Raw genomic sequence first — 21636 nt, forward strand, 5'->3', positions numbered from 1 at the left:
GTAGCGTCGACTCTGCCATGGAACTTGCCTACATCCCCAGCCCGTCGCGCGGGGTCCTGTACCTCGGGCCCATTCCGCTGCGCGGCTACGCGTTCTCCATCATCATCGGCGTCTTCGTGGCCGTCTGGCTCGGCAACAGGCGCTGGATCGCCCGCGGCGGGCAGGCCGGCACGGTGGCCGACATCGCGGTCTGGGCCGTGCCCTTCGGCCTGGTCGGCGGACGGCTCTACCACGTGATCACGGACTACGAGCTGTACTTCAGCGAGGGCCGTGACTGGGTCGACTCGTTCAAGATCTGGGAGGGCGGCCTGGGCATCTGGGGCGCGATCACGCTCGGCGCGGTCGGCGCGTGGATCGGCTGCCGCCGGCGCGGTATCCCGCTCCCGGCGTATGCCGACGCGGTGGCGCCCGGTATCGCCTTCGCCCAGGCCATCGGCCGCTGGGGCAACTGGTTCAATCAGGAGCTGTACGGGCGTGAGACGCATGTGCCCTGGGCGCTGCACATCACGTCGTCCTCGGACGGCAGGGTGCCCGGCTACTACCACCCGACGTTCCTGTACGAGTCGCTGTGGTGCATCGGCGTCGGCTTCTTGGTGATCTGGGCCGACCGCCGCTTCAAGTTGGGCCACGGCCGCGCCTTCGCGCTGTACGTCGCCGCGTACTGCGTGGGCCGGGGCTGGATCGAGTACATGCGCGTCGACGACGCCCACCACATCCTGGGCCTGCGTCTCAACGACTGGACCGCGATGATCGTGTTCCTGCTCGCGGTGACGTACATGGTGGTCTCGGCGAAGAAGCGGCCCGGCCGGGAACTCGTGGTGGAACCGGCCGCCGTGGAGGCGACCGTGGTGAAGGGCGAGGACGAGGCCGCGGAAGGCGAAGGCGCCGCAGGGAAGTCCGGCGAGGCCGAGTCCGAGGCCACCGGGAAGGCGTCCGAAGCGGAGGCGCCCGACCCGAAGACCCCCGACCTGACGAAGACCGGGGCTGCGGAGCCGAAGACCGGGGAGCGGGACCAGGAGCAGGCCCCGGCAGCAGAAGAGGCGGCGAAGGACGAGGCGGGTTCCGCGCCGAAGAAGTCCTGACCCGGCCTGCACGACGACACGACTGCCGCGCTACGGCGATACGGTCGCCCGGAGTTCGACCGGGCGCCCGTCCGTCTGTCAGGACCGCCGGGCCAGCGCCAGCGTCCGCCGTGCCATGGCCACCACCGCCGCGTCGATGAAACGGCCGTCCGGCAGGGCCTGGGCGCCGCGTTCCGTCGCGGCCGCCTTGACGATCGTCTCGGCCTCCTCGATCTCCCGCCCGGTCGGAAGATAGGCCCGCTCGATGATGGGGAGCTGGCGCGGATGGATGGCAACGCGGCCGAGGAAACCGAGCGCCCGGCCGTGTGCGCAGGACGCGGCCAGGCCCTCCAGATCCCGGGTGTCGGGGTGCACCGACTGGGCGGGCGGGGCGAGTCCGGCCGCCCGCGCGGCCACCACCACCCGGGAACGGCACCAGTCCAGCCCCTCGTCGCTGCGCACCCCCAGATCCGCCCGCAGATCGGCCTCCCCGAGCCCGACACCGCGCAGCGCCGGGTGGGCGGAGGCGATGGCGAAGGCCCGCTCGATGCCCAGGGCGGTCTCCAGCAGGGCGTAGAGGGCGAGCGCACCGCCCCCGGCGGGCGGCGCGGCCCCGGTGACCTCGACGGCCTCGGTCACCTCGGTCACCTCGACGGCCGCGGTGACCTGGGTGATCTGCTGCGGCGAGGTCACCTTGGGCAGCCGTAGCCCGGCCACCCCCGGCAGTCCCGCCACAGCCCGCAGGTCGGCCGCCGCACAGGGGCCGTCCAGGGCGTTCACCCGGACATGCACCGGCACCGGCTGGGGCTCGCCCAGCAGTTCGGCCGTGGCTGCACGCGCGTACGCCTTGCGGTCGGGGGCGACCGCGTCCTCCAGGTCGACGACGACCACGTCCGCCCCGGCGGCCAGCGCCTTGGCCACCGTCTGCGGCCGGTCACCGGGGGCGTACAGCCAGGTGAGCGGGGTCGCCGTGGCCTCGGTCGTCATACGGCGCCCTCCGCGCGCAGGGCGGCGAGTTCGGCGCCGTCGAGGCCCAGCTCGGTCAGCACCTCCTCGGTGTCCGCGCCGTGCGGCCGCCCGGCCCAGCGGATCGCGCCCGGGGTGGCGGAGAGCCGGAAGAGGACGTTCTGCATGCGCAGCGGGCCGAGTTCGGGGTCGTCGAGGGTGGTGACGCTGTCGAGGGCCCGGTACTGCGGGTCGTCCATCACGTCCCGGACGTCCTGCACCGGCGCCACCGCGGCCTCGGCCTTCTCGAAGGCGTCCAGCACCTCGGCACGCGGGCGCCGGGCGATCCAGTCGCCGACCGCCGCGTCGAGCTCGTCGGCGTGCCGGGCCCGCTCGGCGCCGGTGGCGAACCACGGTTCCTCGATCAGCTCGGGCCTGCCGACCAGCCGCATCACCCGCTCCGCGACGGACTGCGCCGACGCCGACACGGCGACCCAGCTTCCGTCGGCGGTGCGGTAGGTGTTGCGCGGGGCGTTGTTCTGGGAACGGTTGCCGGTGCGCGGCTGGACGTGGCCGAGCTGGTCGTACCAGACGGGCTGCGGGCCGAGGGCGGTGAGGATCGGCTCGATGATCGCCATGTCGACCACCTGGCCCCGGCCGGTGCGGTCGCGGGCGGTCAGCGCGGTCATCACCGCGTACGCCGTGGCGAGGCCCGCGATGGAGTCGGCCAGGCCGAACGGCGGGAGCGTCGGCGGGGCGTCCGGCTCCCCGGTGATCGCGGCGAAGCCGCTCATCGCCTCGGCGAGGGTGCCGAAGCCGGGCCGGTGCGCGAACGGGCCGAACTGGCCGAAGGCGGTGACGCGGGCCAGCACCAGCCGCGGGTTGACGGCGGACAGTTCGTCCCAGCCGAGGTGCCAGCGCTCCAGGGTGCCGGGGCGGAAGTTCTCGACGATCACATCGGCGGTCGCGGCCAGCCGCAGCAGGGTGCGGCGGCCACCGGGCGTGGAGAGGTCCAGGGTGATGGTGCGCTTGTTGCGGCCCAGCAGCTTCCACCACAGACCGACGCCGTCCTTGGAGGGGCCGTGGCCGCGGGTCGGGTCGGGTTTGGCGGGGTGCTCGATCTTGACGACCTCGGCGCCGAAGTCGCCGAGCATCGTCGCGGCCAGCGGTCCCGCGAACAGGGTGGCCAGGTCGAGGACGCGCAGGCCGCTCAGGGGCGGCGCGGCGGTCGCGGGGCCGGTGGCGGGCGGCGGTGTGGTCATGGGCGGCGGGCCTCCTGGTGGGTGAGCCGGGCGAGGGTGTCGAAGCCGACGCCGTCGAAACCGGCGACGGAGGTGGCGAGCCGGTTCTTGAGAGGAGCGGTCCACCGCTCGGGCAGGGCGGCGGGTGAACCGGCGAGCAGCGCGGTGACGCTTCCCGCGGTGGCGCCGTTGGAGTCGGTGTCCCAACCGCCGGACACGGCACGGCAGACGGCCCCCTCGAAGTCGCCGCCGGAGTGGGTGAGGGCGGCGGCGACGAGCGCGGTGTTGGGAATGGCGTGCACCCAGTGGTAGCGGGCGGAGTGGCGGGCGTGGAGTTCGTCCACCACGTCGTCGAAGTCCTCGTGGGTGCGGGCGAGCCGGATCGCGTCGTGGACGGCCAGGGCGAGCCGGGAGCGCGGCGGGACCACGGTGAGCCCGGTGCGCAGACAGGCGTGCACATCGTGCGTGCCGGTGGCGGCGGCCGCGATCACCGCCGCCGTGAACATCGCCGCGTAGACGCCGTTCGCGGTGTGGCTGAGGGCGGCGTCGCGGTGGGCCTGTCCGGCGGCGGCCGCGGGGTCGCCGGGGTTGGTCCAGCCGTGCACATCGGCGCGGATCAGGGCGCCGATCCACTCGCGGAACGGGTTGCGGTGGCGGGCGGTGCGCGGGGGTTCGACGCCGCACAGCAGATTGCGGTAGACGACGCGCTCGGCGGTGAAGGTGCGGCCCGCGGGGAGCAGATCGAGCCACAGCCGGGCCACGTCGGCGGTGGTGAAGCCCCGGCCGTGCCGCTGGAGCAGCAGCAGGTTGAGCAGCGGGTAGTTGAGGTCGTCGTCCTCGGGCATGCCGTCGATGTTCTCGGCGAGGGAGGTGGCAGCGGACCTGCGGTTCCACGGGTGGCGCGCGGCGAGATCGTCGGGCAGACCCCGGCCGGTGAACCACGTCGTCAGCGGCCAGTTGCCGGTGGCGCGGGCGAGCGCGCGGATGCCGTCCAGGGGAAGCTTCTCGACGGGCTTGCCCAGCAGACAGCCCGCCGCCCTGCCGAGCCAGGCGGCCTCGAGCGCGCGGGGCGCGGGAACCGCCGGCGGGGTGTCGGGCCTGGCCGGCCAGTCGGGACACAGAGCCTTGATCCTCGCGAGGCCGGTCGGCTCACGGTCCGCGAGTGAGCTGGGCAGATCGGCCAGTTCGTCCAGCAGATCCTCGGCGAGCAGCCGCAGATACGGCGACACCGGCTGCGGCGAGGCCCCCGCCCGCACCGGCGCGCCCGGCCCTCCCGCCGCGGCCCACCGAGCCGCGACAGCCGACGGCTCCCGCCCGTCCTGCGAGGCCTGCCGAAGCTCGTGCCCCAGCAGATCCTCGGGCTGGACCCAGGTCAGTCGCAGCACAGGGCGCCTCCCGGCTCGGTGCGTACGGCGAGCTTCCGCCGCCGGTCGGGACGAGACGGGGTCAGTCGGGGCAAGAGGAGCCTCCCAGGGCGGTGAAGGCCGTTTCGTGGGTGCGGCGGCGGTGCAGGTCCCGGGTGAAGATCTCGCGGGTCACCGCGGTGAGGGTGCGGGGCGGTTCCCACAGGTCGAGGCGGCTGGCCTCGGCGACCTGCTTGGACCACTCCTCGGGCACCGGGGAGCCGAGGGCGCCCGCGACGGCTCCGGCCATCGTCGCGATGGAGTCGCAGTCCCTGCCGTAGTTGACGGCGCCCAGGACCGTCTGGCGGTAGTCGCCCCGAGCCACCGTCAGCATCCCCAGGGCGACGGGGAGTTCCTCGATGGCGTGCAGCCGGGAGGGGCGGCGGGCGCCGAGGGAGGGTGCGCGGTAGTCGGGGCCGACCGTGTCGTACGGCGCCACCGCCTCCCGCAGCGCGGCCAGCGCCGGCTCGAACTCCGTGTGCCGGGCGGCCGTTTCGCAGACCGCCTCGATCGCCGCGCGCGTCCCGTCCTTCGCCAGGGCCAGGCATTCGGTCACCACGGAGTCCGCCGTCGCCCCCGGCGTACACGCCGCGGCCACCGCCGCCGCGAAGACACCGGCGGCCTCACGGCCGTACGACGACTGGTGGGCGCCCGCGATGTCGAGGGCCTCGGCGTACGCGCCCGCCGGGTTGGCCGCGTTGACCAGGCCGACCGGCGCCATGTACATCGCGGCACCGCAGTTGACGATGTTGCCCGCCCCGGCCTCACGGGGGTCGGCGTGGCCGTAGTGCAGCCGGGCCACCAGCCACTTCTCGGCGAGGAAGATCCGCTGGAGCAGAAGCGCCTCCGCCTCCAGCTCCGGGATCCAGCGGGGCTCGGTCATCAGGTCGGGCACCAGATGCTCGGCGACGGCGTATGCGTCGAGATGGTCGCGGACCGTCGCGTACACCCGCACCAGCGCATGCGTCATCAAGGTGTCGTCGGTGACGTGCCCGTCGCCCTTGTGGTACGGCGCGATGGGGCGGGCGGTGCGCCAGGCGTCGCCGTTCCAGGGGCCGACGATGCAGTGGACGCGGCCGCCGTGGCGTTCGAGGATCTGGTCCGGGGAGTAGCCCTCGACGGGCCCGCCGAGGGCGTCGCCCACCGCCGCGCCGACCAGGGCGGAGGTGATGCGACTCTCCAGCGTGTCTTCTCCTATGGGCGTCATGCCCGAATCATCCCCCTGGCGGGGCCGGTTGTGCGGCTTCCAGCAGCCCGGCGAGTTCCACCAGATCGGTACCGGTGAGACGGGGCAGCACACAGCCGGAGAGGACCCGGCAGGCGTCCCGCCACGAGTCGGGGATCGCTGCCGCCCCGCCGAGCGCCCCGGTCAGCGCGCCCGCGAGGGCCGGGGCGGAGTCGGCGACCCGGGACAGACAGGCCGCGGCCGGTACCGCCTCCGCGATCCGGCCGCGGGCCGCGGTGACCAGGGCCAGGGCGACCGGGACGGTCTCGGCGGCGGCGATGCCGTAGCTGTAGACGTGGTCCACGATCTGGTGCTCCAGCAGAGGGACGAGGGCGAAGGCGCTCTCGCCGTCGTGTGCGAGGCGCAGCGCGTGGCGTGCGTTGCGGCCGATCTCCGTGGTCTGGGGGAGTTCCGCGAGCGCCGCCGCCACGCAGGCGTCGGTGTCCGCTCCGGCGAGGGCGAGCGCGAGGGCCGCCGCCATGGCGCGGGCGCCGTGCACCCCGTCGCCGTCCTGGGTGTAACGGGCGTCGAACTCGGCGAGGTCGGCGGCATGGGCCGCGTCCCCGGGGTGGGCCACGGCCAGCACGCAGGCACGGACACAGGCGGCGTCGTCGAAGTAGTGCGGGTTGTCGTGGCCGCTGGCGGGCGGACGCAGACCGGCGGCGAGGTTGCCGAGTCCGGCGCGCACGGAGATACGGGCGCGCAGGGGGAGCACGGCGGACTCGACCTCCGGGGCGCGCTCGGCCGCGGCACCGATCTCGGAGGCGACGGCGCTCCAGGTGAGATCGATGGCGGCGCGGGTACGGCGTTCGCGGCTGAGGTCGCCGAGGGCGGTGTCGTCCCCGGCACGGAGCAGGGCCTCCGCGGCGAACGCCGCCCACTCGGCGTCGTCGGAGGGGCCGAGACGGAGGGGTTCGGGGGGCTGGTTGAGGGCGATGGGGACGGGGAGGGTGGTCGTCGCGTTGTGCTCGGCGAAGGTGTCGAGCTCACGGGTGAGCCGACGCGTCCAGTCGGGCATACGGGACGCCCGGTGACGTGCGGCGGGCCATCCGGCGGCGTCACCGGCGGCGAGGCCGAGGAGAAGCCCTAGGGTGCGTTGGCTGTCCTTCTGGGTCCGCATTCCAGCCGACCGAGTCGGGCGGTGGGCGGGCAAAGGCCCGGGGGCCCGGGGGCGAAGCCCCCGGGGACGGGACCGGGAAGGGGCGGCGGGGGCGCATCCCGCTTGGACCCGCACCGGAACACCCACCGCATCCACCGCACCCGGCGCTTCCACCGCATCCACCGCACCCGGCGCTTCCACCACTTCCGCCGCTTCCGCCGCTTCCACCGAGTCCGGCACCGGAAGGCCGGCCCCTCCCCCCTCCGACCAGGGCGACGGCGGGTTCACGGCCCCGCCTCCGGCGTCAGCGCGTCGGCCACCGACAGAATGTGATGGCCCGCCATCGACGGCAGACAACTCCCCCGAGCCGGCCCGATCGCACGGGCCCACTCCTCCGGGATCGCCGCCTCCCCCTGCGTCGCCCCAGCCAGCGCCCCCGCCACCGCCGCAGTCGTATCGGCGTCGCGGCCCATGTTGACGGCCGTCAGCACCGCGTCCCGGAACTCGCCGTCCGCCGCCGCGTACGCCCCGAAGGCCAGTGCGACCGCCTCGGGCGCGAGGTCGGTCCATGGGTAGCCCCCGATCACCACCGCGGAGCGCACCGCGCGTTCGCCGCGATGGGCCGCCGTCACCGCGCGGCGCAGTGACCGCGCGGTCCAGGAGTCGTCCGGGACCACGGCCAGCGCCGAGGCGATCACGGTGCCGGGCGGCGCCCCCGTCATCGCCGCCGCCACTCCCGCCGCGACCGCCTGGCCGCCGTAGATGCCCTCGCCGTCGTGGCTCACCGCACCGTCGATCGCGACCAGTCGGGCCGCCTCGGCGGGACGGCCCGCGGCGAACACCCCGAAGGGCGCCGCCCGCATGGCGAGCCCGTCGCTCCAGGCGTGCCGGTGCTGCGCGGAGATGGGCGCCGCGAGCCCCCGGCGCAGGTTCTCCAGCGTGCCGCGCTCGCTGAAACCGGCGCCGCGGAAGGGACCCTCGTCGCGGTCGGCGATCCACTCGTGCCAGGCCGCTTCGACATGCGCCGGGGTGAGGCACGAGCCGTGCCGGGCCAGCAGCAGCCCCGAGAAGATCGCGTACTCGGTGTCGTCCGTACCCGCGGGACGTTCCGCGACGTAGCCGGTGATACGGCCCCAGCGGGCGCGGATCTCCGAGGGCTTCATGTTCTCGGCGGGCGCCCCGAGGGCGTCCCCGACGGCGAGGCCGAGCAGTGCGCCGCGTCCCCGTGCGCGCGGCCCGGGGTCGTGCCCCCGGGCGTTCCCGATAGCGTTCCCGGTGGCGTTCCCGTCGGCCGGGACCGGGGTGGTACGGGCGGTCGGTGCCATGGGGGATGTGTCCCACGGCGAAACGGCGGGAGAGCCGTTCGCGTGGCAGTGTCACCCGGTCGGCGGCACGGTCGGTGGCACCCGGTCGGCGGCATCCGGTCACCCGGCCGACCGGCATCCCGAAGACCCGGGACGTGCCGGCGGAGACAAAAGCGCTGATTAGCCCAGCCTCCCCTTGCTGGCGCGGGGGAATCTCCCGGCGTATCTTCGTGTTATCGAAAAGTAGACTTGGTCTAAAGTTAGCTTTGCCTTAGCTTCCCTTGGGGGGATTTCCCGTATGGCCATCATCGACACCGATGCCGCACTCCATGTGGCGCACCGGGACAATCACACGCACCGCGATGTGAACGGTGGCTGGCTGCGTCCCGCAGTTTTCGGCGCCATGGACGGCCTGGTGTCCAACCTCGCCCTGATCACCGGCGTCGCGGGCGGAGACGTCGGTCATCAGGCCATCGTCATCACGGGCCTCGCCGGCCTCGCCGCCGGTGCCTTCTCCATGGCGGCCGGCGAGTACACCTCCGTCGCCTCGCAGCGCGAGCTGGTCGAGGCGGAACTGGAGGTCGAGCGCCGTGAGCTGCGCAAGCACCCGGAGGCCGAGGAGGAGGAGCTCGCGGCGCTGTACGAGGCGCGCGGTGTCGAGCCGAAGCTGGCCCGCGAGGTGGCCCGGCAGCTCTCGCACGACCCCGAGCAGGCGCTGGAGATCCACGCCCGCGAAGAACTCGGTGTCGACCCCGGCGAGCTGCCCTCGCCGATGGTCGCCGCCTGGTCGTCCTTCGGTGCCTTCGCGATGGGTGCCATCCTCCCCGTACTGCCGTACCTCTTCGGGGTGACCGTCCTGTGGCCCTCCCTGATCCTCGCCCTGTTCGGGCTCTTCGGCTGCGGCGCGGTCGTGGCCAAGGTGACCGCGCGCACCTGGTGGTACAGCGGGCTGCGCCAGCTCGGGCTCGGTGCCGCCGCGGCCGGTGTGACGTACGTCCTGGGCAACCTGTTCGGAACGGCCGTAGGATGAGGTGACTGCTACTTATGCGACGGACCGTATAAGTAGTTGTTACTCGCTGGTTTCGAGTCGTTGTCCGCCGGGCATGAGCCGTAAGCGCCGCGGGCAATGACGCCTGCCATGCACCCACGAGGTGGACGACGAAGCCTCCCTCGCCCCAGGACCGACGGACACCGATCTGTCCCCATCGGTCCCCCTTCACTCACCGCCCGGCGCGGAACCCTCCCGTGGCCGCGCGGTGCTCGCATGTTGGAACGGACTTTTCGGTTCCCGGGAATGCTTCCATCATGTAACCTGCACGAAATTTTGCACTCACGCAGAGGGCCAACGTCGTCCCTCGGCACCTTGCATATGCCACATGACGACGACGGGAGAGCCGATGCGTACGCCGCGCCAGCCGTCCCAGCATTCCGAGAATGGCCAGAACTGGTCCTTCATGGATGCTCGCCCTGCTGCGCAGGGTATGTACGACCCCCGCGACGAGCACGACGCCTGCGGTGTCGGCTTTGTGGCCACCCTCACGGGCGAGGCGAGCCATACGCTGGTCGAGCAGGCGCTGACCGTTCTGCGCAATCTGGAGCACCGCGGCGCGACCGGCTCCGAGCCCGACTCGGGCGACGGCGCCGGACTGCTCTCCCAGGTCCCCGACGCCTTCTTCCGCGAGGTGGCCGGATTTGAGCTGCCCGCCGCCGGGGCGTACGCCGTCGGCATCGCCTTCCTCCCCGAGGACGACGCCGCGGACGCGGTCGCCCGTATCGAGGCGATCGCCGCCGACGAGAACCTCACCGTCCTCGGCTGGCGCGAGGTCCCCGTCGCACCCGAACTGCTCGGCGCCACCGCGCGCTCCACCATGCCCGCCTTCCGGCAGATCTTCGTGACCGACGGCAGCAGCGAGGGCATCGCGCTGGACCGCAAGGCGTTCGCGCTGCGCAAGCGCGCCGAGCGCGAGGCGGGCGTCTACTTCCCGTCGCTGTCGGCCCGCACGATCGTCTACAAGGGCATGCTCACCACGGGCCAGCTGGAGCCCTTCTTCCCGGACCTGTCCGACCGCCGCTTCGCCTCCGCGATCGCGCTCGTACACTCCCGGTTCTCCACGAACACCTTCCCGTCGTGGCCGCTCGCCCACCCCTACCGGTTCGTCGCGCACAACGGCGAGATCAACACCGTCAAGGGCAACCGCAACTGGATGCGAGCCCGCGAGTCCCAGCTGGTTTCGGAACTGTTCGGGGACAAGGGGCTCGACCGGCTCTTCCCGGTCTGCACCCCCGACGCCTCCGACTCGGCGTCCTTCGACGAGGTGCTCGAACTCCTCCACCTCGGCGGCCGCTCGCTGCCGCACTCCGTGCTGATGATGATCCCGGAGGCGTGGGAGAACCACGACTCCATGGAGCCCGCCCGGCACGCCTTCTACCAGTTCCACGCCCAGATGATGGAGCCCTGGGACGGCCCCGCCTGCGTCACCTTCACCGACGGCACCCAGGTCGGCGCCGTCCTCGACCGCAACGGACTGCGCCCCGGCCGCTACTGGGTCACCGACGAGGGCCTCGTCGTCCTCAGCTCCGAGGTCGGCGTCCTCGACATCGACCCCGCGAAGGTCGTCCGCAAGGGCCGCCTCCAGCCCGGCCGGATGTTCCTCGTCGACACCGCCGAGCACCGCATCATCGAGGACGACGAGATCAAGGCGCAGCTCGCCGCCGAGAACCCCTACGCCGACTGGCTCCAGGCCGGCGAGATCGAGCTCGGCGACCTCCCCGAGCGCGAGCACATCGTCCACACCCACGCCTCGGTCACCCGCCGCCAGCAGACCTTCGGCTACACCGAGGAGGAGCTGCGCATCATCCTCGCGCCGATGGCCAAGGCGGCCGCCGAGCCGATCGGCTCGATGGGCACCGACTCGCCGATCGCCGCGCTCAGCGAGCGCCCCCGGCTGCTGTTCGACTACTTCACCCAGCTGTTCGCGCAGGTCACCAACCCGCCGCTGGACGCCATCCGCGAGGAGCTCGTCACCTCGCTGCGCTCCGCCCTCGGCCCGCAGGGCAACCTGCTGGAGCCCACGGCCGCCTCCTGTCGCAGCGTCGTCCTGCCCTTCCCGGTGATCGACAACGACGAGCTGGCCAAGCTCATCCACATCAACGCCGACGGCGACATGCCCGGCTTCAAGGCCGCCACCCTCTCCGGCCTGTACCGGGTCTCCGGCGGCGGCGAAGCCCTCGCCGCGCGCCTCGCGGAGATCCGCGCCGAGGCCGACGCCGCCATCGAGAACGGCGCCCGCCTCATCGTCCTGTCGGACCGCCACTCCGACGCCGAGCAGGCGCCGATCCCCTCGCTGCTGCTCACCGCGGCCGTCCACCACCACCTCATCCGCACCAAGCAGCGCACCCAGGTGGGCCTGCTCGTCGAGGCCGGTGACGTCCGCGAGGTCCACCACGTCGCCCTGCTGATCGGCTACGGCGCCGCCGCCATCAACCCGTACCTGGCGATGGAGTCCGTCGAGGACCTGGTGCGCGCGGGCACCTTCCTGAACGGCATCGAGTCCGAGCAGGCCATCCGCAACCTGATCTACGCCCTCGGCAAGGGCGTCCTCAAGGTCATGTCCAAGATGGGCATCTCCACCGTCGCCTCCTACCGCGGCGCCCAGGTCTTCGAGGCCGTGGGCCTGGACGAGGGCTTCGTCGCCGAGTACTTCGCCGGCACCACCAGCAAGCTCGGCGGCGTCGGCATCGACGTCATCGCCAAGGAGGTCGGCGCCCGGCACGCCAAGGCGTACCCGGTCAGCGGCATCGCGCCCGCCCACCGCGCCCTGGAGATCGGCGGCGAGTACCAGTGGCGCCGCGAGGGCGAACCGCATCTGTTCGACCCGGAGACGATCTTCCGTCTCCAGCACGCGACCCGCACCAAGCGCTACGACATCTTCAAGAAGTACACGGAGCGCGTGAACGAGCAGTCCGAGCGTCTGATGACGCTGCGCGGTCTGTTCACCTTCGCCTCCGGCCGGCCGTCGATCCCCGTCGACGAGGTCGAGCCGGTCTCCGAGATCGTCAAGCGCTTCTCGACGGGCGCCATGTCGTACGGCTCCATCTCCCGCGAGGCGCACGAGACCCTCGCCATCGCCATGAACCAGCTGGGCGGCAAGTCCAACACCGGTGAGGGCGGCGAGGACCCGGATCGGCTGTACGACCCGGCGCGCCGCAGCGCCATCAAGCAGGTCGCCTCCGGCCGCTTCGGCGTGACCAGCGAGTACCTCGTCAACGCGGACGACATCCAGATCAAGATGGCGCAGGGCGCCAAGCCCGGCGAGGGCGGCCAGCTGCCCGGCCACAAGGTCTACCCGTGGGTGGCGAAGACCCGGCACTCGACGCCGGGCGTGGGGCTCATCTCCCCGCCGCCGCACCACGACATCTACTCCATCGAGGACCTCGCCCAGCTCATACACGACCTCAAGAACGCCAACCCGGCCGCCCGCATCCATGTGAAGCTGGTCTCCGAGGTCGGCGTCGGCACGGTCGCCGCCGGTGTGTCCAAGGCCCACGCGGACGTCGTGCTGATCTCCGGCCACGACGGCGGCACCGGCGCCTCCCCGCTGACCTCCCTCAAGCACGCGGGCGGCCCCTGGGAGCTCGGCCTCGCCGAGACCCAGCAGACCCTGCTGCTCAACGGGCTGCGCGACCGCATCGTCGTACAGACCGACGGCCAGCTCAAGACGGGCCGCGACGTGGTCGTCGCCGCGCTGCTCGGCGCCGAGGAGTTCGGCTTCGCGACCGCCCCGCTCGTGGTGTCCGGCTGCGTCATGATGCGCGTCTGCCACCTCGACACCTGCCCGGTCGGCATCGCCACCCAGAACCCCGTTCTGCGGGAGCGTTTCTCCGGCCGCGCCGAGTACATCGTGAACTACTTCCGGTTCATCGCGCAGGAGGTCCGCGAACTGCTCGCCGAGCTGGGCTTCCGCACCGTCGAGGAGGCCGTCGGCCACGCCGAGGCCCTCGACGTGACCCGCGCCGTCAACCACTGGAAGGCGCAGGGTCTGGAGCTGGCCCCGCTGTTCCATGTGCCGGAGCTGCCCGAGGGCGCGCTGCGCCATCAGACGGTCGCCCAGGACCACGGCCTGCAGAAGGCGCTCGACAACGAGCTGATCAAGCTCGCCGCCGACGCCCTCGCGGCCGACTCGGCGACCGACGCCCAGCCGGTGCGCGCCCAGGTCGCCATCCGCAACATCAACCGCACCGTCGGCACCATGCTCGGCCACGAGGTGACCAAGAAGTTCGGCGGGGCGGGCCTGCCCGACGACACCATCGACATCACCTTCACCGGCTCCGCGGGCCAGTCCTTCGGCGCCTTCCTGCCGCGCGGTGTCACCCTGCGCCTGGAGGGCGACGCCAACGACTACGTCGGCAAGGGCCTCTCCGGCGGCCGTGTCGTCGTCCGCCCGGACCGGGGCGCCGACCACCTCGCCGAGTACTCGACGATCGCCGGCAACACCATCGCCTACGGCGCGACCGGCGGCGAGCTGTTCCTGCGGGGCCGTACCGGCGAGCGGTTCTGTGTGCGCAACTCCGGCGCGACGGTGGTCGCCGAGGGCGTGGGCGACCACGGCTGCGAGTACATGACCGGCGGCCACGCCGTGGTCCTCGGCCCGACCGGCCGCAACTTCGCGGCGGGCATGTCGGGCGGTGTCGCCTACGTCATCGACCTCGACCGCGACAACGTCAACTCCGGCAACCTCGCCGCCGTGGAGGCCCTGGCGGAGACGGACAAGGAGTGGCTGCACGACGTGGTGCGCCGCCACCAGGAGGACACGGGCTCCACGGTCGCCGGGAAGCTGCTCGCGGAGTGGGACACCGCGGTGGAGCGGTTCTCCAAGATCATCCCCACCACCTACAAGGCAGTGCTCGCCGCCAAGGACGCCGCCGAGCGAGCCGGTCTGTCCGAGACCGAGATCACTCAGAAGATGATGGAGGCGGCGAGCAATGGCTGACCCCAAGGGCTTCCTGAAGAACGGCCGTGAGGTCGCCACGTCCCGCCCCGTCGGCGAGCGCCTCCAGGACTGGAACGAGGTCTATGTCCGCGGCTCGCTGCTGCCGATCATCGGCAAGCAGGCCGGCCGGTGCATGGACTGCGGCATCCCGTTCTGCCACAACGGCTGTCCGCTCGGGAACCTGATCCCCGAGTGGAACGACTTCGCCTACCGCGGTGACTGGACCGCCGCCGCCGAGCGGCTGCACGCCACGAACAACTTCCCGGAGTTCACCGGGCGGCTGTGCCCGGCGCCCTGCGAGGCGGCCTGTGTGCTCGGCATCAACCAGCCGCCGGTCACCATCAAGAACGTCGAGGTCTCCATCATCGACAAGGCGTGGGAGGCCGGCGGGGTCGCCGCGCAGATCCCCGAGCGCCACTCCAGCAAGACGGTCGCCGTCATCGGCTCGGGCCCCGCGGGCCTGGCCGCCGCCCAGCAGCTCACCCGGGCGGGCCACACCGTCGCGGTGTACGAGCGCGCCGACCGCGTCGGCGGCCTGCTGCGCTACGGCATCCCCGAGTTCAAGATGGAGAAGCGGCACATCAACCGCCGTATCGAGCAGATGCGCGCGGAGGGCACCCGCTTCCGCACCGGTGTCGAGATCGGCCGCGACATCAAGGCCGGCGATCTGCGCAAGCGCTACGACGCCGTCGTCATCGCCGCCGGTGCCACCACCTCCCGCGACCTGCCCGTCCCGGGCCGGGAGCTCAAGGGCGTGTACCAGGCGATGGAGTATCTGCCGCTGGCCAACAAGGTCCAGGAGGGCGACTACGTCACCTCGCCGATCTCGGCCGAGGGCAAGCACGTCGTCGTCATCGGCGGCGGCGACACCGGCGCCGACTGCGTGGGCACCGCCCACCGCCAGGGCGCGGCCTCGGTCACCCAGCTGGAGATCATGCCCCGCCCGGAGGACGAGCGGGACCCGGTCGACCAGCCCTGGCCGACCTTCCCCATGCTCTACAAGGTGACCAGCGCCCACGAGGAGGGCGGCGAGCGGGTCTACTCCGTCTCGACCACCCACTTCGAGGGCGACGAGGACGGCAACGTCCAGTGGCTGCACATGGCCGAGGTCGAGTTCACGGGCGGCTCGCTGACCCAGAAGCCGGGCACGGAGCGCAAGATCCCCGCCCAGCTGGTCACCCTGGCCATGGGCTTCACCGGCACCGACCGGGAGAACGGCCTGGTCGAGCAGTTCGGCCTGGAGCTCGATCAGCGCGGCAACGTCGCCCGCGACGCCGACTTCCAGACCAATGTGCCGGGTGTGTTCGTCGCCGGTGACGCGGGCCGCGGCCAGTCGCTCATCGTGTGGGCGATCGCCGAGGGCCGTTCCGCCGCCCGCGGTGTCGACAGCTTCCTGACCGGCGCCAGCTCCCTGCCGGCACCGGTGAGGCCGACGGACCGCGCGCTGATGGTCTGAGCGCCCGCAGAGGGCGCAGCAAGAAACATCGCACAGTGTCCCGTACAAAGGTGTACGGGCGGGTCATCCCGGGGCACAACCCCGGTGACTCCCCAGACGGCGCCTGCCCGCCAGTCCCCGACCGGACGACTGGGCAGGCGCCGCCTTGCGCCTTCCGACGTCCGCGGTCGCCGTCAGCCGGAGTGCGCTATGAGCCCCTCGAACCTGACCGTCGCGTCCTCGGTGTACGCCCCCACCCGGCCCGCGGCGTACGGCCGCTCGATGTCGGTGAACATCACCAGCCGCCGCCCGCCGGCCTCCACGGTGAGCACGGCCCCGTCCTGCCGCACCCGCACCGCGTACCAGGCGCCCACCGGGTACGGCCGCCGCCCGGTGGCCAGGAAACGCTGGCCCCCCGGATACGCGGGATCCCGCTTGCCCAGCTCCCAGCCGTTGGGCTTGAGGGTGACGTAGTAGAAGTGCTCCGGGTCGGTGTACGCCCACACCAGCCACGGCACCTCCCAGGGGTTCGGCCCGGGGTCCCGCAGCTGCCGTACCGTCCGCATCCGCGCCTCGTACCGTACGTCGCGGTAGGAGGCGATGCTTACTACCAGCCCGGCGTGCGTGGTGCCGCGGTCCTCGGCGGCCCTCGGGGACAGCGACAGGGAGCCGTCGTCACCCGTGTTGGTGCCGTGGCCGTTGAACACCGACAGCCAGCGGCCGTGCAGGGAGCCGTCCGTCCAGGGTTCGGGCGGGGGTGCGCCGGGGCCCTGGCACCGGACCACGACGACCGACAGCAGGGCCGCCGCCGCGAGCGTCAGCGCCAGGGCGGTGAACAGACGGCCCCCGCGCCCCGGCGGGACCGGTGCGAGGTGCGGGATGCGGCGCCGGGGGCGCGGGGGCGGCGGTGTCATGCGGCGGAGTACGGCCCGGATGCCGTGTACGGCTCGGACGCCGTGTACGGCTCGGATGCCGAGTACGGTCCGGGCGGCGCCGTGTACGGCCCGGACACGGTGAGGCCGACCGGCACGTCGGCGGCGAAGTCCTCGGCGAGCTGGGCGAGGACGCGGGCGGTGGCCCGGCCGTCGCCGAACGGGTTGCCCGCGGCGGCCATCCGCCGGTACTCCGCCGGGTCGTCCAGCAGCCGCTCCGCGCACCGCACGATGGTCTCCGGGTCGGTGCCCACGAGCCGGGCCGCTCCCGCCTCGACGGCCTCCGGGCGCTCGGTCGTGGTGCGCAGCACCAGCGCGGGCTTGCTCAGACTGGGCGCCTCCTCCTGGATACCGCCCGAGTCGGTGAGGACGAGGTCGCACTCGGCGAGGGTGGCCGCGAAGTCCAGGTAGCCCAGCGGCTCGACGAGCGTGATGCCGTCGTGGCCGTCGAGTTCGGGCAGCAGCGCGTCCCGTACGGCCGGGCTCTTGTGCAGCGGCAGCACGATCTCCACGTCCCCGCGCGACGCGAGCCGGGTCAGCGCCCGGCCCATGCCCCGCATCCGCTCGCCCTGGTTCTCCCGGCGGTGCAGGGTGACCAGGATCCGCTTGGCGCCGGTGCGGAACGCCGAGGTGCCGGTGCCCTCGGCCAGCACCCACAGCAGATTGTCGATCACGGTGTTGCCGGTGACGAAGACCTGCTCCTCGGGGACGCCCTCCGCGCTGAGATGCCGGGCCGCGGCCGGCGTCGGTGCGAAGTGCCAGCGGGCGATACGGCCGATGAGGCTGCGGTTGAGCTCCTCGGGGAACGGGTTGTCGATGACGCCGGTGCGCAGCCCGGCCTCCACATGGGCGACCGGGATCTTCTCGTAGAAGGCGGCCAGGGCACCGGCCAGCGCGGTCGTGGTGTCCCCCTGCACCATGACCAGATCGGGCCGCAGATCCCGCATGACATGGCCGAGTTCGCCGATCAGACGGGCGGTCAGCTCGGACAGCTGCTGCCGCTCGCGCATCACATCGAGCCTGATCCGGGCGTCGACACACAGCAGATCGAGCATCTGGTGCAGCATCTCACGGTGCTGGCCGGTGGTGACGACGACCGGGTCGAACTGGATGTCGGCGGCCATCGCCCGTGCCACCGGGGCCAGTTTGATGGCCTCGGGCCGGGTGCCGAGCACCAGCATGGCACGTACCGGAACGGTCGGTCCGGACGTGGACGCGGATGTCGTCGACGCGGATGCGGACATGAAGGAGCCCCCCTCGGGCATGCGTGATCGCCGCGCGACCACGTGCTGTTTGCGGTGCGGTGCAGAGAGATGAGCGATGAGAGATCGGGGATCAGCGATCAGCGATGAGAGATCAGGGCGAGGGCCGGGCGGGCGCGCGGACGCGGACCCGCCCGGCACCGGACGGAGCGGTGCTCAGGTGCGGGCCGTCTTCAGCCAGGTGTTCTTGCCGGTGAGCATCCGCCAGAACCCCCACCAGCCGGCGGCGAACCAGATGTAGCCGTAGAAGACGAAGACGTGCGCGAGCAGCACGCAGCGCATCAGGCCGAGTTCACGCTCGCGTTTGGCGTAGACGAAACCGTAGGCGTAGGCCGCCGTGAACGAGAGCAGATACGGGCCGAGCAGCCACATCGGTGACACCAGCGGATGCCCCAGCTGCACCGAGGCGGCGACCGTGGCCGCGAGGGCGACCAGGAAGGACAGCGGCAGCAGCGAGGTGAGCAGGATCAGGACCGGGCTGGAGAGGTGGTAGAGCAGATCGAGCGCCGGACGGGTGGGCACGTCCCGCAGGATGAGCGGGACGAGACGTGCCGACTGGAGATGGCCCTGGAACCAGCGGGAGCGCTGCCGCACCAGCCGGCGCAGACTGAGCACGGCCTGCTGGGAGACCGCGGCCGTCGTGCAGTGCATGGTGGTCCAGCCCTTGGCGATCAGCCGCACCCCGAGATCGAGGTCCTCGGTCAGGCTGTCGCTCCAGGGGCCGTCGCCGTCGAGGGTGTCGAGCGCCGACAGCCGCATGAACTGCCCGTTGCCGCCCATGCCCACGCTGCCGATGAAGCGCCGCGCGCTCTGGAACACATCGCCGTAGACGACGAACTCCATGTCCTGCATCCGCGCCAGCAGCCCCTGGTGACGGTTGTACATACGGACGCAGATCTGCACGGCGCCGGTGCCCGGGTCGTCGAAGTACGGGTCGACCGACTGCACGACATGCGGGTCCAGCCGTCCGTCCGCGTCGACCACGCACAGCACGACGTCCGCGGGGTCCCGGCCGGCCAGCAGCCCGGACTCCCTGAGATGCCGCACGCCGTCGTTGAGGGCGGCGCCCTTGCCGCGGCGGGCGTTCGGCGGGGTACGGCGGTGCAGCCGCACCCTGTCCGGGTCGGCGGCCCGCGCGATCTCGGCCGTACGGTCGTCGGAGCCGTCGTCGATCACCAGTGCCATGAAATTCCCGGCGGGCAACGAGGTGATACGGGCAAGGCTTTCCGAGAGGACTTTCTCCTCGTTCAGACAGGCCAGCAGAAATACGTAGAAACGCTCCCGCCGGTCGATACGGGAACGGCGAATTCTGCGCCGCGAGAGCACAAACAGACCACTGTTGTAACAGCCGGCCATCACAATCAGAGTGATGCTCGACCACAGGAGCGGCTCAATGGTCACGGCCGCTCCTGCTCCATCGGAGCTTTACACGGGCCAGGAGTATCAGGCAAGCCGCCAGACAATAGAACATGAATCCGGCTCCGGCTATCGCCTGTAAGGTTTTGGCCAATGGCAGTCCGGGCACCGCTTCCGGCGCCGCCACAGCTCCTGCCAGTGGTAACAGAGTCCCCACAGCGGGTCGTCCGTACATTTTCCCCCCACTTTTCGGTGCGCGTCCCCATCGCGCGGTGGTGAACCTAGCAGACCCGGCGGCCGACTCTGAAGTGCATCAGAAAAAAGGACATGTCCGATCTTCTGGTGGGGTCTGATGACTCTCCTGGAATTCACCCATCGGGGCGTTGACACCCCTCTTGATCATCAGAAGAATCGGTGACTTCGCAAGGAAAAAGTCTTTGCCAATACTTGGCAAAGTGGGGGGAAAGGTCGTGAGACCACTGCTGCACATGTTCCGTCCTCGACGACGAGGATTCACCGGATTCTCCAGGTGCTCCGTAGTCCTGCTGCTCCTGACCGCACTGCTGAGCGGCACGTTCCTGGCCGCCGGCGCGAACGCGGCGAGCGGACGCCGCCACCCCGGCGAGTCACGCCATCCCGGGTCCGCCGTCAACCGTGTCGACCTCAAGGGCTGGGCACAGGCCCAGCTCGCCGCCGACCGGGCCCGGCACGACCGGCCGAGCCCGAAGCCCTTCCGCGCCCGCACCACGGCCACCAGGGCCACCACGGTCACCAGGGCCGGCGCGGTCAGCCCGGTCCGTGCCTCGGCCACGGCGACCCGCCGGGCGACCCCGCTGGGGGCCACCACCGCCGCCGACCCGACCACGCTCGTGCTCTACGACACCACCGGCCCCTACGGCCAGCTCGGCGAGCTGTACGCGATGGCCACGGCCAACCTCGCGGGCCACTTCGGCACCGTGACCGCCAAGCCGGTCCAGCAGTACACCGCCGGGACGATCAACTCGTACACCTCCGTGATCTACCTCGGCTCGACCTACTACGGCGGCTCCGTCCCGGACGCCGTCCCGGCCGCCTTCTACCAGGACGTCGCCGCCTCGACAACCCCGGTGACCTGGCTGGGCGCCAACATCTGGGGCATGGCGGACTCCATCGGCACCGCCCAGTTCACACAGACGTACGGCTGGGACCCGACCTCGTCGTACTACGCGGACGGCGGCTCCGTAGGCACCGTCACGCAGGTGACGTACCGCGGCCAGAGCCTCACCCGGAAGATCCCGGCCGGACAGGACGGCGGCGTGCTGCGCCCCGACGTCCTGACGGGCCCCGGGTATCCTGCCGTCACCCGGCTCGCGGAGGGCCTCGACACCTCCAACGGGCACACCTTCGGCTGGGCGATCCGCTCCGCCAACCTCACCTACCTCGGTGAGATCCCGTTCTCCTACGTCTCCGAGACCGACCGCGTGATCGCCTTCGAGGACCTGCTGTTCGACGCCCTCGCCCCGGCCACGGCCGAGCGGCACCGCGCGATGGTCCGCCTGGAGGACATCAGCCCCGACGCCGACCCGGCCAGCCTGCGGGCCGTCGCCGACTACCTCAAGTCGGAGAACATCCCCTACGGCATCAACGTGATCCCCGTCTACACGGACCCCAACGGCACCTACAACAACGGCGTGGCGCAGACGGTCACGCTCTCTGAGCGGCCGCAGGTGGTCAGCGCCATCAAGTACATGCTGGACCGGGGCGCCGTCCTGATGGACCACGGCTACACGCACCAGCACGGCAACACGGCCAACCCCTACAACGGCGTCACCGGCGACGACTTCGAGTTCTACCGGGCGCACATCGACAGCGCGGACAATGTCGTCTACGACGGCCCGGTCGCCGAGGACTCCGCCCTCTGGGCGCAGGCCCGGGTGACCGCCGCACTCGCCGAGTTCACCAAGGCGGGCCTGCCGAAGCCGACCCTGTGGACCACCCCGCACTACGCGGGCTCCGCCGCCGACTACAAGGTCTTCAGCGCCAACTTCAACGCCCGCCTGGAGCGTTCGCTCTACTTCGCCGGCACCCTCAGCGGCGCCTCGGCCGAGCCGAACCGGTTCATCGGCCAGTTCTTCCCGTACGTCGTCAAGGACGTCTACGGCACCAAGGTGCTGCCCGAGAACATCGGCAACTACGAGCCCGAGGCGTTCAACAACCACCCGGCGCGGCTGCCCGCCGACCTGATCGCCGCAGCCAAGGCGAACCTCGCCGTCCGCGACGGCTTCGCCAGCTTCTTCTACCACCCCTACTACCCGGTCCAGCCGCTCAAGGACACCGTCGACGGCATCAAGGCCCTCGGCTACACCTTCGTCAGCCCGGCGGCCCTGTGAGCCGGCCCGCCCCG

Annotated in this window: 14 protein-coding genes; 5 read left to right on the forward strand and 9 right to left on the reverse strand. The window is 71.8% G+C overall.

Annotated elements, in window-relative coordinates; translation table 11 throughout:
- The first annotated feature begins 17 nt into the window (after positions 1-17).
- A complete protein-coding gene (lgt, locus tag ACSYGN_RS30910; protein ID WP_460401403.1) occupies positions 18-1082 on the forward strand; it encodes a prolipoprotein diacylglyceryl transferase in 1065 nt (354 codons plus the stop codon).
- Positions 1083-1160: 78 nt separating this feature from the next.
- On the opposite strand, the gene ACSYGN_RS30915 is transcribed toward lgt, so the two are convergent.
- The 6 genes from ACSYGN_RS30915 to ACSYGN_RS30940 form a co-directional block, all read right to left on the reverse strand.
- A complete protein-coding gene (locus ACSYGN_RS30915) occupies positions 1161-2048 on the reverse strand; it encodes an HpcH/HpaI aldolase/citrate lyase family protein (protein WP_460401405.1) in 888 nt (295 codons plus the stop codon).
- Complete coding sequence (locus ACSYGN_RS30920) at positions 2045-3268, reverse strand: CaiB/BaiF CoA transferase family protein (protein ID WP_460401407.1); 1224 nt, start codon at positions 3266-3268, stop codon at positions 2045-2047. Before ACSYGN_RS30920 ends, ACSYGN_RS30915 begins: the two co-directional genes overlap by 4 nt.
- Entirely contained in the window at positions 3265-4632 is a 1368-nt protein-coding gene (locus ACSYGN_RS30925; protein WP_460401409.1) for an ADP-ribosylglycohydrolase family protein, read from the reverse strand. Before ACSYGN_RS30925 ends, ACSYGN_RS30920 begins: the two co-directional genes overlap by 4 nt.
- Before the next feature lie 61 nt (positions 4633-4693).
- Positions 4694-5857, reverse strand: coding sequence for an ADP-ribosylglycohydrolase family protein (locus ACSYGN_RS30930; RefSeq protein ID WP_460401411.1), 1164 nt, complete (start codon positions 5855-5857; stop codon positions 4694-4696).
- A 7-nt stretch (positions 5858-5864) separates the two neighbouring features.
- Positions 5865-6995 (reverse strand): ADP-ribosylglycohydrolase family protein, encoded by a 1131-nt coding sequence (locus ACSYGN_RS30935; RefSeq protein WP_460401413.1) that lies wholly within the window; start codon positions 6993-6995, stop codon positions 5865-5867.
- A gap of 263 nt (positions 6996-7258) precedes the next feature.
- Positions 7259-8299, reverse strand: a complete 1041-nt coding sequence (locus ACSYGN_RS30940) for an ADP-ribosylglycohydrolase family protein (RefSeq protein ID WP_460401415.1) — start codon at positions 8297-8299, stop codon at positions 7259-7261.
- 277 nt (positions 8300-8576) lie between these two features.
- Between ACSYGN_RS30940 and ACSYGN_RS30945 the strand changes: the two genes are divergently transcribed.
- The 3 genes from ACSYGN_RS30945 (at position 8577) to ACSYGN_RS30955 (ending at position 15724) form a co-directional block, all read left to right on the forward strand.
- Positions 8577-9308: a VIT1/CCC1 transporter family protein gene (locus tag ACSYGN_RS30945; protein WP_460401417.1), complete on the forward strand. Its 732-nt coding sequence runs from the start codon at positions 8577-8579 to the stop codon at positions 9306-9308.
- A gap of 367 nt (positions 9309-9675) precedes the next feature.
- Entirely contained in the window at positions 9676-14268 is a 4593-nt protein-coding gene (gene gltB, locus ACSYGN_RS30950; RefSeq protein ID WP_460403845.1) for a glutamate synthase large subunit, read from the forward strand.
- Positions 14261-15724, forward strand: coding sequence for a glutamate synthase subunit beta (locus tag ACSYGN_RS30955; protein WP_460401419.1), 1464 nt, complete (start codon positions 14261-14263; stop codon positions 15722-15724). Before gltB ends, ACSYGN_RS30955 begins: the two co-directional genes overlap by 8 nt.
- Before the next feature lie 173 nt (positions 15725-15897).
- On the opposite strand, the gene ACSYGN_RS30960 is transcribed toward ACSYGN_RS30955, so the two are convergent.
- From ACSYGN_RS30960 to ACSYGN_RS30970, 3 genes are all read right to left on the reverse strand, one after another.
- Positions 15898-16617, reverse strand: coding sequence for a calcium-binding protein (locus ACSYGN_RS30960; protein WP_460401421.1), 720 nt, complete (start codon positions 16615-16617; stop codon positions 15898-15900).
- A complete protein-coding gene (wecB, locus tag ACSYGN_RS30965; protein ID WP_460401423.1) occupies positions 16614-17879 on the reverse strand; it encodes a non-hydrolyzing UDP-N-acetylglucosamine 2-epimerase in 1266 nt (421 codons plus the stop codon). The genes ACSYGN_RS30960 and wecB overlap by 4 nt, the downstream gene beginning before the upstream one ends.
- Before the next feature lie 174 nt (positions 17880-18053).
- Complete coding sequence (locus ACSYGN_RS30970; protein WP_460401425.1) at positions 18054-19298, reverse strand: glycosyltransferase; 1245 nt, start codon at positions 19296-19298, stop codon at positions 18054-18056.
- A 425-nt stretch (positions 19299-19723) separates the two neighbouring features.
- Here ACSYGN_RS30970 and ACSYGN_RS30975 point away from each other — a divergent pair, with 425 nt between their 5' ends.
- Positions 19724-21622, forward strand: coding sequence for a DUF2334 domain-containing protein (locus ACSYGN_RS30975; protein WP_460401427.1), 1899 nt, complete (start codon positions 19724-19726; stop codon positions 21620-21622).
- Positions 21623-21636: the final 14 nt, after the last annotated feature.

It is taken from the genome of Streptomyces sp. YIM S03343, assembly GCF_054729195.1.